This window comes from Acidaminococcus sp. BV3L6, assembly GCF_000468835.1.
In the GTDB taxonomy this organism is placed as follows: Bacteria; Bacillota; Negativicutes; order Acidaminococcales; family Acidaminococcaceae; genus Acidaminococcus; species Acidaminococcus intestini.
This window is the reverse complement of record NZ_AWUR01000019.1, coordinates 57,241-66,913: the sequence shown is the minus strand read 5'-3', so window position 1 is coordinate 66,913 and position 9,673 is coordinate 57,241. Positions and strand designations below refer to the sequence as shown.

Sequence of the window (9,673 nt, the reverse complement as noted above, 5' to 3'; positions counted from 1 at the left end):
GGTTTTTTCCAACCCATTCCTTTATAGCGGTCCAGCATGGCAATGCCATAAAAGAGGTGCCGCGCCTGGATCATGAGAGCCATGAGAAAAGCTTGGAGCGGGGCAAAGGGAGAAAGGAGCATGGTCACTGTAACAAACTCCAAGGAGCCGCCAAAGATGATCATGGCCATCAGCATGGGATACCAAAAGGAAAACCCCATACGCTGCATATAAAATCCATAGGCTGCTCCGATAAAAAGAAATCCGGCCGCAATGGGAAGTGTAGCTGTCAAGGCCTCCCTGAAAGCATTTAAGATGGGTGGACGGGCAGGGGACTTGGGCAGAACCAATGTAATCACTCCTTATTAAAAGGGACTGCCGCCGTTTTGGCGCAGTCCCATTCATGTGCTGTACAATCAATCTTTGCTGGGAACAAGGTCCCCGGCCTTTAATTCACCGCGCTTGGCCCGTTCCGCAAACTCAGCCGTTGCCGTAAATAGGACATCACTGCTGCTGTTAAGGGCTGTTTCACAAGCATCTTCCAAAACGGAGATGATGAATCCAACGCCAACAACCTGCATGGCAAGGTCGTTGGAGATGCCAAAGGAAGCACAGGCGACAGGAATCAGAAGCAGAGAACCGCCAGCTACACCGGAAGCCCCACAGGCACCGACGGTGGAAATGAGGCATAAGAGGAGGGCTGTCAAAAGATCGACTTGGATTCCTAAGGTGTTGGCCGCTGCCAAGGCAAGGACAGAAATTGTAATCGAAGCACCTGCCATATTGATTGTAGCGCCAAGCGGAATGGAAATGGTATAGGTATCCGGATTAAGTCCCAAGCGTTTGCAAAGGGACAGATTGACGGGGATATTCGCAGCTGAACTTCTGGTAAAGAAGGCATAGATGCCTGATTCACGAATCGTGGCAAAGACAAGGGGATAGGGATTGCGGTGGATTTTGGCAAAGACGATGATTGGGTTCATGACAAGGGCTACCAAGGCATACGAGGCAATGAGGACCCCGAGCAGCTTTAAATAAGAAAGAAGGGCGGAAAGTCCGCTTGCAGAAATGGACTGCGTCACAAGACCCATGATGCCGAGCGGGGCAAAACGGATGACCCAGCTGACGACAATGGTGATGCCCTTCGAGAGGTCATCAAAGACTTTTTTCGTTTCTTCTTTAGCGACGCTATGCATGGCAAGGCCAATGATGACGGCCCAGGCGAGGATCCCAATGTAGTTGGCCCGCAGGAGGGCGTTAACAGGGTTATCCACGACGTTCATGATCAGCGTATGAAGGACTTGGGCAATCCCGCTGGGCGGATTGATTTCACTGTTTTCAATCGATAGCTGTAGAGTGACAGGAAAGAGAAAGGACAGCGTTACGCCAACAAGAGAGGCAGCGAAAGTGCCTAGGACATAAAGTGTGACGATGGGTTTCATGTTGGTATCGCCATCACTCTTGCGCTGCGTCATGGCGTTCATAACGAGAATAAAGACAAGGACTGGAGCCACGCCTTTAAGGGCACTGACAAATAAATCGCCGAAGATACTGACGAAGGGGACCGCAGAGGGTACAAAGACGGCGAGCATGATGCCAATGACGAGTCCAATGGCAATCTGTTCAATGAGGGGCACTTTCTTTACAAAGGTAACAAGTGGATTCATGTGCAAACTCCCTTTCTTTCATGACTGAAACAAATGAAAATAAGATTCTTCTAGTATACTCGTTTCATGTTGCAAGTACAATAGTTTTCAACAAAATCATAAAAAAGGGTGCACATTACAAATGCTATCTAAACAAGATAATTAAAACAAACATTGTAATCTTTAATTCGCTAATTCTAACATAGTGAGTTTTCTATCCCCCGTGCTGAAAAGGGAGAGTTGATCAACTGGCCGTTGATGAGTAGCGCCTGAATGAATCTTCTATTTGAAAAGGCCTGCCACAAGCGTTGGAGTTCGGGCAGGCCTTTATTTGAAATCAGGAGGGCTGTTAGGAGAGAACGCCCGTTGCCTCTTCAATCCGTTCTTCAATTTCTAGGCAAACATCCTCAAAATGATGCATAATATCGTCTCTGGTCAGATGAAGGATCTCATAGCCATATCGCCAAAGCTTTTTCTTGCCTTCGGCTGTATCATCTATGGGGGTTGTCGGATTGTTGGGATTGCCGTCTATGACAATGAGCAGCTTTGCCTTGGCGCAGTAAAAGTCGGCAATGAAGCCAAAGATACATTTCTTGCGGCCGAACCGGAGAGGGTAGGGTCGCATGAAGTCAAACCAAAGATGACATTCGGCTTCATTCATGGACCGTCTCATGGTGGCAGCAAGGCCTCTGTTTTCCCAATCTTCGTGTTGTTGGTAATAGATCATGTGTCGTGTCTCCTTCGTTATGGATTGGCGTGTAATGGGTTCATGTCCTTTATTATGCCCTAAATAGAACGGATATAAAAGGGGGATTGGATAAAAGGGAAGTTTTTGACGTTAAAAGGGATGATTTCGGGGACAAAATGATCCTTTTGGTCATTATCTCAAAAGATTTGCCAGCTATTTGAAAAATAAACAGAATCATAGTATAGTTATACAAAGAAAGAACCGTTCCGGTCTCCTTTTTTAGGGAATGACCGGTCAAAACGAAGGAATATCCTAAGAAGGAGCATCGGTTTATGAAAAAAATTATTTTAACAGGGGATCGTCCTACGGGTCATCTTCATGTCGGTCATTATGTTGGGTCCTTGCAAAATCGCGTAAGACTGCAGAATTCCGGTGATTTCGATGAAATCTATTTTATGATTGCCGATTCCCAGGCACTCACGGATAATGCAGAAAATCCCGAAAAAGTTCGTCAAAATGTACTGCAAGTTGCCCTCGATTATCTGGCTGTAGGGATTGACCCTGAAAAGGCCACCATTTTTATCCAGTCCATGGTCCCGGCCCTTTATGAATTGACTGCTTATTATATGGATCTTGTTACTGTTTCACGAGTACAGCGCAACCCGACCGTTAAAGCGGAAATTCAGCAGAAGAACTTTGAAAACAGCGTGCCCCTTGGCTTTTTCTGCTACCCTGTAAGCCAAGCTGCTGATATTACGGCTTTCCATGCCACCCATGTTCCCGTTGGGGAAGATCAGGAACCTATGCTCGAACAATGTCGGGAAATTGTCCGCAAGTTCAATTCCGTTTACGGGGAAACCTTGACGGAACCGGATATTTATCTGCCGCCTAATAAAGCTTGTTATCGGCTGCCAGGGATTGATGGCAAAGCCAAGATGAGCAAATCCTTGGGCAACTGTATCTATCTTTCCGACGATGCTGAAACCGTGAAAAAGAAAATCATGTCCATGTACACGGATCCCACTCACCTCCAGGTTTCCGATCCGGGGCACGTGGAAGGCAATACGGTCTTTACTTATCTTGACGCGTTTTCGAAACCAGAACATTTTGCGCAGTTCCTGCCGGAATATAATAACCTTGATGAACTGAAGGATCACTACCGCCAAGGCGGCTTAGGGGATGTGAAAATCAAGAAGTTCCTCAATAAGGTCATGGAGACCTTCCTTGAACCGATCCGTACCCGCCGCAGATCGTGGGAAGAACACCCGGACGACGTGTATGACATCCTTGAAGCAGGAAGCAAACAAGCTTCCCAAAAGGCTGGAGAGACCCTCGCTGAGGTTCGCCGGTCTATGCGGATCAATTATTTTGAGGACCGCAGTCTCCTGAAATAAGGAAGCGAAGACATTTTTTCTTGTCATTGAACTGAATCATCTGGAAAGGGAAGGGCCCGTGGCGGCGCTTCCTTTTCTTCATGCAAAGGAGCTGAAGCTATGGCCCATTCCTCAACCACTATGGATATGACGAAGGGGAGTATCTGGAAAAGCCTTTTCCTTTTTTCACTGCCGCTTTTGCTGGGTAATCTTTTTCAGCAGCTGTACAGCACCGTTGATAGTCTTGTTGTGGGAAATTTTGTGGGAGCCGACGCCTTGGGCGCGGTTACCAGCATGATGCCTGCCGTCAATACGCTGATTGGCCTTTTTATGGGAATCAGTACGGGGGCCAGTGTCATCATTTCCCAATACTTTGGCGCCCATGACCCGGACATGCTAAAAAAAGCCATCCATACATCCTTGCTGGGGACCTTTATCCTTTCCCTTATTTTTGATGCAATTGGTTATGTGGGAGCTCCCTATATGGTTCGATTCATGCGGACGGCACCCTCCATTACGCCTCTTGCGACGGTGTATCTCCGGATCCTTTTGACGGGATCCACAAGTACCATGCTTTATAACATGGGCTCTGCCGTCTTACGGGCCGTCGGGGATTCTAAAAGGCCGCTCTATTTCCTTATCTTTACGAGTCTACTTAATGTCGTACTGGATCTTTATTTTGTGGTTTCCCTCAAGATGAGTGTGGCCGGCGCAGCGCTTGCAACCGTCATGAGCCAATATGTTTCGGCATTCCTTATCCTATTTGTTCTCTATCGCTCCCATGATGTTTATCAGATCCGTTTCAGGAACATGAAGATCCACGCCTTTGTTTTTAAGCAGATCATCGATGTCGGTATGCCGGCAGGATTTCAACAGGCTCTCACCAGTTTTTCCAATGTTTTTGTCCAGGCCTATATCAATTTTTTTGGGGCGGCGAGCACCACGGGGTGGGGTGTCTATTTCCGAATTGATGCTTTTATCCTTATGCCTATGATGACCATTGCCTTAGCTGTTACGACCTTTACTGGTCAAAACGCCGGGGCCCGGAATCTTTCCCGCATCAAGGAGGGTCATAAGGTCGCCTTGAAAATGGCGGAAATCGGGACGCTGATCCTGGCTCTGCCGGCACTCTGCTTTGCCCCGGAGATCGTTCGGATTTTCAATACAGATCCAGACGTTGTTTATTATGGCACCCTTTTCATCCGAACGAACTGTTGGTTCGCTCTCTTTGCCTGCCTGAACCAGGTCTACGCTGGCGTTCTGCGGGGCATTGGCGATGCCCGGGCGCCAATGGTCATCATGCTCTTTTCCTTTGTCTTTTTTAGACAAATCTATCTTTTCATTGTCTCCCATATCCAAAACGAGCCGCATCTCATGGCCTTTGGCTACCCCTTGGGGTGGATGATGTGCAGTTTCCTGCTTTATCTCTATTACCAAAAATCAGGATGGGAAAAACGCTTTGCTTGACTCGTGTATGTATGAGCTGCCTGCGGGCAGCTCTTTTTCTATCTCTTGTGGCCTTATGGCAGAGCAGGAAGCACCCTTGTTAGGGACGAGGAAAGCCTCACTTATGCATGAACAATTTTGTAACATATGAAATAAAAGTTCGAATTAGAATTGACAGCAAGGCTGCAGATTGATAGAATGTAATCAGCATTTATGCATTTGTTCAACTGACCCTAGAGAAGTTTCATGGTAATCGATTCATGGTAGGCTCTGGGTCTTTTTTATTCGGAGGTGCTTAAGATGAAAGTTGCAATGATCATGGGAAGCAATTCTGATTGGCCTAAACTGGAGAGCGCTGAAAAAGTCTTTCAGGAATTTGGCATTGACCTTGAGGTCACGGTTGCTAGCGCCCATCGTACGCCGGAACTCGTCAAGGCCTTTGCCGAAGGGGCTCGGGACCGCGGTGTTGATGTCATTATCTCCGCTGCAGGAGCGGCGGCTCACTTGGGTGGTGTCGTAGCTGCGTATACTACGCTTCCGGTCATTGGGGTGCCAATTAATGCAACGGCTCTTAATGGAATGGATGCCCTTTTGAGTACGGTCCAGATGCCAAGCGGAATTCCTGTGGCAGCCATGGCTATCGACGGGGCCAAGAACGCGGCTATTTTTGCTGTAGAAATCCTTTCCCTTAAGTATCCGGAACTGGTTCAGAAGCTTGCCACTTATCGTGCCAAGATGAAAGAAGAAGTCAGAGCCAAAGGGGAGAAGCTGGCAGCTGCCCGTGCTTCTAACTAATTGATTGTCATTTAAGGAGGAACTATGCGGGACCTTTTCTACGAAGCGGATAAGCTGCATGAAGAATGCGGTGTATTCGGTATCTATTCCCACAAAGACGATGTAGCACTTAATACGTACTGGGGGCTTTTTGCACTGCAGCACCGCGGTCAGGAAAGTGCGGGAATTATTGTCAGCGACGGACAGAACGTCCATGTGAAAAAGAATATGGGCCTTGTTTCCGATGTGTTCAAATCAGGACTCGAGGGTCTTGACGGATATATTGGCATTGGTCATGTCCGTTATTCCACGACGGGCAGCAGTATGACTTACAATGTCCAGCCTTTGAAAGTGTTCTATGATGGGGGAAATCTCTGCCTGTCCCATAATGGTAACTTGACAAATGCAGCTAGCCTGCGGCAGGAGCTTGCCAAGGAAGGACACGTATTCCAGACTACGGTTGATAGCGAGGTCGTTCTGTCCCTGATTGCCCGTTCCCGCAAAAAGACCTTGGAAGAGCGCGTAGCGGAGGCTGCCAATGCAATCAAGGGTGCTTTTGCCATCCTCATCATGAGTAATGATAAACTGATTGCGTTCCGTGATCCTTATGGTTTTCGGCCTCTTTGTTTGGGACGTCTTGATCATGGCTGGGTTGTTGCCAGTGAAACCTGTGCCCTTGATTTGGTGGGTGCTCATTATGTCCGTGACATCAAACCAGGCGAGATGATTGTTATCGATGATGCTGATAAAGAGCCGACAAGCCTCATGTATGCCCAGCATCAACCAGAACACCGCGCCCATTGCATCTTTGAGTTTGTCTATTTTGCCCGTCCTGATTCCATCATGGATGGGGAAAGCATTTATTTGGCCCGTGTCAATATGGGACGTATCCTTGCCCGTGAAACTAAGGATATCAAGGCGGATATCGTTATTTCCGTTCCTGATTCAGGGACGCCGGCCGCCATTGGCTATGGCCTTGAAAAGGGAATACCTTTCCTCGAAGGATTGACAAAGAATAAATATATTGGAAGGACTTTTATCCAGCCGACGCAGAAACAGCGCCTCAACGCAGTTCGGCTGAAGCTCAATGCCAACCGCAGTTTGGTGGCGGGCAAGTCTGTCGTCATGGTTGATGATTCGATTGTCCGCGGGACGACAAGCGGCAAAATTGTCCAGCTCCTGCGTGATGCTGGGGCTAAGCAGGTCCATGTCTGTATCAGTTCTCCACCGGTCATGAATTCCTGCTATTATGGCATTGATACGTCAGAACGCAAGGAACTGATTGCTGCGACCAAGACGGAAAAAGAGATCTGTGAATACATTAAAGCTGATAGCCTGCATTATATTTCCATGGAAGGCTTACGGTCATCCCTGTCCGTCCTTGATCCGGATGATATGTGCTATGCCTGCTTCAATGCCAAGTATCCTGATGGGGCAGATGAAGAGATGAAACAAGGTTCCAAGTATCAATTTGAAATGGGCTGCTAAGGAGGTACCAATCGTGAGTGATGAGAAAAAGAGCATTACCTATGCTGATGCCGGAGTAAACATTGATGCCGGCAACAAAGCCGTTGAACTGATGAAAGATAGTGTCCGCGCGACCTATCGTCCGGAGGTCATTGGTGACCTAGGTGGTTTTGGAGGTCTTTTTGCCCTGGGTTCCTACAAGGATCCTGTTCTTGTATCCGGCACTGATGGCGTGGGTACCAAGCTCAAGATTGCCTTCCTCATGGACCGTCATGACACCATCGGCCAGGATGCAGTCGCCATGTGTGTCAATGATATCCTTGTCCAGGGAGCGGAACCGCTCTTTTTTCTCGATTACATTGCAACGGCTAAGGTGGATTCCCAAAAGATTGCTGACATCGTTCGCGGTGTGGCCGGCGCCTGCAAAGAATCGGGCTGTGCCCTTATTGGCGGTGAAACCGCTGAAATGGCCGGCTTTTATGCCAAAGATGAATATGACATTGCCGGTTTTTCCGTCGGTGTGGTCGAACGGGACAAGATGATTACTGGTGATAAGGTAAAGGCCGGTGATGTGCTCTTGGGCCTTCCTTCCACGGGCATCCATTCAAATGGTTATTCCCTTGTTCGTAAGCTTTGCTTTGACGTGATGGGCATGAAGGTTGATACGTATATCCCTGAATTTGGCAAGACTCTCGGTGAAGAACTTCTTACACCGACCCGTCTGTATCCCCGTACGTGCCTGCCGCTCATCAAGAAGTTCGATCTCCACGGCATGGTGCATATCACGGGCGGCGGATTCTATGAAAACATTCCTCGTATTCTTCCGGCTGACTGTGATGCCGAAGTCCATGCCGATGCGTGGGAAATGCCGGCGGTCTTCAAGAAACTCCAGGAATGGGGCAACGTGCCTTGGAAGGAAATGTACCGCACCTTTAATATGGGTGTCGGCATGGTCCTTGTTGTCGGGGCCGATGAAGCAGATGCCGTCCGTGCCCATTTGAAGGAAAATGGGGAAACCTTCTATGAACTTGGTCATGTTGTACCTGGAACAAAGAAGACGGTCATGAAAGGCGGCGTTTTTGGTGAATAAAAGAAAGATCGGTGTCCTTGTTAGCGGTCGAGGAAGCAACTTGCAGGCCATCATTGATAAGATTGCGGCAGAATCCCTTCCCATTGAGATTTGCCTTGTTATCAGCGACAGTCCGGAAGCCTTTGCCCTTGAACGGGCGGCCAAAGCGGGAATCACGGGAAAGACCATTCTCCGTCAGGAGTTTAAGGATAAGGCTTCCTATGAAGCGGCCCTTGATGCCGCCTTGCGGAATGCGGGGGTCGAGCTTGTTGTCCTTGCTGGGTTTATGCGCATCTTAAGCGGTGAATTTGTAACCAAGTGGCCCCACGCCATCATCAATATCCATCCGGCCCTCCTGCCGAGTTTCAAAGGTCTTGACGCACAGGGGCAGGCCCTCCAGTATGGAGTCAAGATTGCTGGCTGTACCGTTCATTTTGTCGATGCCGGCATGGATTCCGGTCCAATTATTCTCCAGAGGGCGGTTCCCGTCTACGATGAGGATACACACGATACCCTTGCCGCGAGGATCCTAGTAGAAGAACATACAATCCTTCCGGAAGCTGTGAAACTATGGTGTGAAGACCGCCTGAGCGTTAAAGGGCGGAGAGTCAAGATCAGAAAGGAATAAGGTGATCGCTATGGCAATCAAAAGAGCCCTCCTCAGTGTGTCTGATAAGCGTGGCATTGTAGAATTAGCCCGCTTCCTTCATGATAAAGGCATCGAAATCATTTCTACGGGCGGAACCATGAAAGCCATCGAGGATGCCGGTATTCCTGTGACCTATGTCAGTGATGTGACGGGCACGCCGGAGATGATGGACGGCCGCGTCAAGACGCTGAATCCAAAGATTCATGGCGGAATCCTTGCGGTGCGCAGCAATCCCAAACACATGGAAGATATGAAAAAGAACGGCATTAAACCGATTGATTTGGTGGTCTGCAACCTGTATCCTTTTGAAGCGACGATTGCTAAACCGAACGTGACAGAAGCGGAAGCCATCGAAAATATCGACATTGGCGGTCCCTGCATGGTTCGGGCTTCGGCAAAGAATTTCCACGATGTGGTGGTCATCACGAATCCGGATCGCTATGCCAGTCTCATGAAGATGCTTGACGAAAAAGGTGACGTGGACCTTAAGACGCGCCGGATGCTGGCCCATGAGGCTTTTGCCCATACGGCGCATTATGATACGGCCATCAGCGCCTATTTCGAGAAACTGCTGTCATAAAG

Annotated in this window: 10 protein-coding genes; 7 read left to right on the top strand and 3 right to left on the bottom strand. The window is 48.6% G+C overall.

Translation table 11 applies throughout. From position 1 onward, the window contains the following. The 3 genes from HMPREF1246_RS04340 to HMPREF1246_RS04330 form a co-directional block, all read right to left on the bottom strand. Positions 1 to 329, bottom strand: a 329-nt coding sequence (locus HMPREF1246_RS04340; RefSeq protein WP_021736780.1) for an AzlC family ABC transporter permease, incomplete at its 3' end; no start/stop codon positions are given. 66 nt (positions 330 to 395) lie between these two features. Continuing rightward, positions 396 to 1,646 (bottom strand): serine/threonine transporter SstT, encoded by a 1,251-nt coding sequence (gene sstT / locus HMPREF1246_RS04335; protein ID WP_021736781.1) that lies wholly within the window; start codon positions 1,644 to 1,646, stop codon positions 396 to 398. Between the two features lie 328 nt (positions 1,647 to 1,974). Then, positions 1,975 to 2,352, bottom strand: a complete 378-nt coding sequence (locus HMPREF1246_RS04330) for an endonuclease domain-containing protein (RefSeq protein WP_009016098.1) — start codon at positions 2,350 to 2,352, stop codon at positions 1,975 to 1,977. A 293-nt stretch (positions 2,353 to 2,645) separates the two neighbouring features. Between HMPREF1246_RS04330 and trpS the strand changes: the two genes are divergently transcribed. From trpS to HMPREF1246_RS04295, 7 genes are all read left to right on the top strand, one after another. Beyond that, positions 2,646 to 3,707: a tryptophan--tRNA ligase gene (trpS, locus tag HMPREF1246_RS04325; protein ID WP_009016097.1), complete on the top strand. Its 1,062-nt coding sequence runs from the start codon at positions 2,646 to 2,648 to the stop codon at positions 3,705 to 3,707. Positions 3,708 to 3,806: 99 nt separating this feature from the next. Next, positions 3,807 to 5,153 (top strand): MATE family efflux transporter, encoded by a 1,347-nt coding sequence (locus HMPREF1246_RS04320; protein WP_009016096.1) that lies wholly within the window; start codon positions 3,807 to 3,809, stop codon positions 5,151 to 5,153. Positions 5,154 to 5,432: 279 nt separating this feature from the next. Further along, the gene (gene purE, locus HMPREF1246_RS04315) at positions 5,433 to 5,927 is read left to right on the top strand and encodes a 5-(carboxyamino)imidazole ribonucleotide mutase (RefSeq protein ID WP_021736782.1); all 495 of its coding nucleotides are present in this window, start codon (positions 5,433 to 5,435) and stop codon (positions 5,925 to 5,927) included. A 24-nt stretch (positions 5,928 to 5,951) separates the two neighbouring features. Then, positions 5,952 to 7,394 (top strand): amidophosphoribosyltransferase, encoded by a 1,443-nt coding sequence (gene purF / locus HMPREF1246_RS04310; protein WP_009016094.1) that lies wholly within the window; start codon positions 5,952 to 5,954, stop codon positions 7,392 to 7,394. Between the two features lie 13 nt (positions 7,395 to 7,407). Continuing rightward, the gene (gene purM, locus HMPREF1246_RS04305) at positions 7,408 to 8,463 is read left to right on the top strand and encodes a phosphoribosylformylglycinamidine cyclo-ligase (protein WP_021736789.1); all 1,056 of its coding nucleotides are present in this window, start codon (positions 7,408 to 7,410) and stop codon (positions 8,461 to 8,463) included. Further along, positions 8,456 to 9,070, top strand: a complete 615-nt coding sequence (gene purN, locus HMPREF1246_RS04300; RefSeq protein ID WP_009016092.1) for a phosphoribosylglycinamide formyltransferase — start codon at positions 8,456 to 8,458, stop codon at positions 9,068 to 9,070. The genes purM and purN overlap by 8 nt, the downstream gene beginning before the upstream one ends. A gap of 10 nt (positions 9,071 to 9,080) precedes the next feature. Continuing rightward, positions 9,081 to 9,671, top strand: a complete 591-nt coding sequence (locus HMPREF1246_RS04295; protein ID WP_014128428.1) for an IMP cyclohydrolase — start codon at positions 9,081 to 9,083, stop codon at positions 9,669 to 9,671. Positions 9,672 to 9,673: the final 2 nt, after the last annotated feature.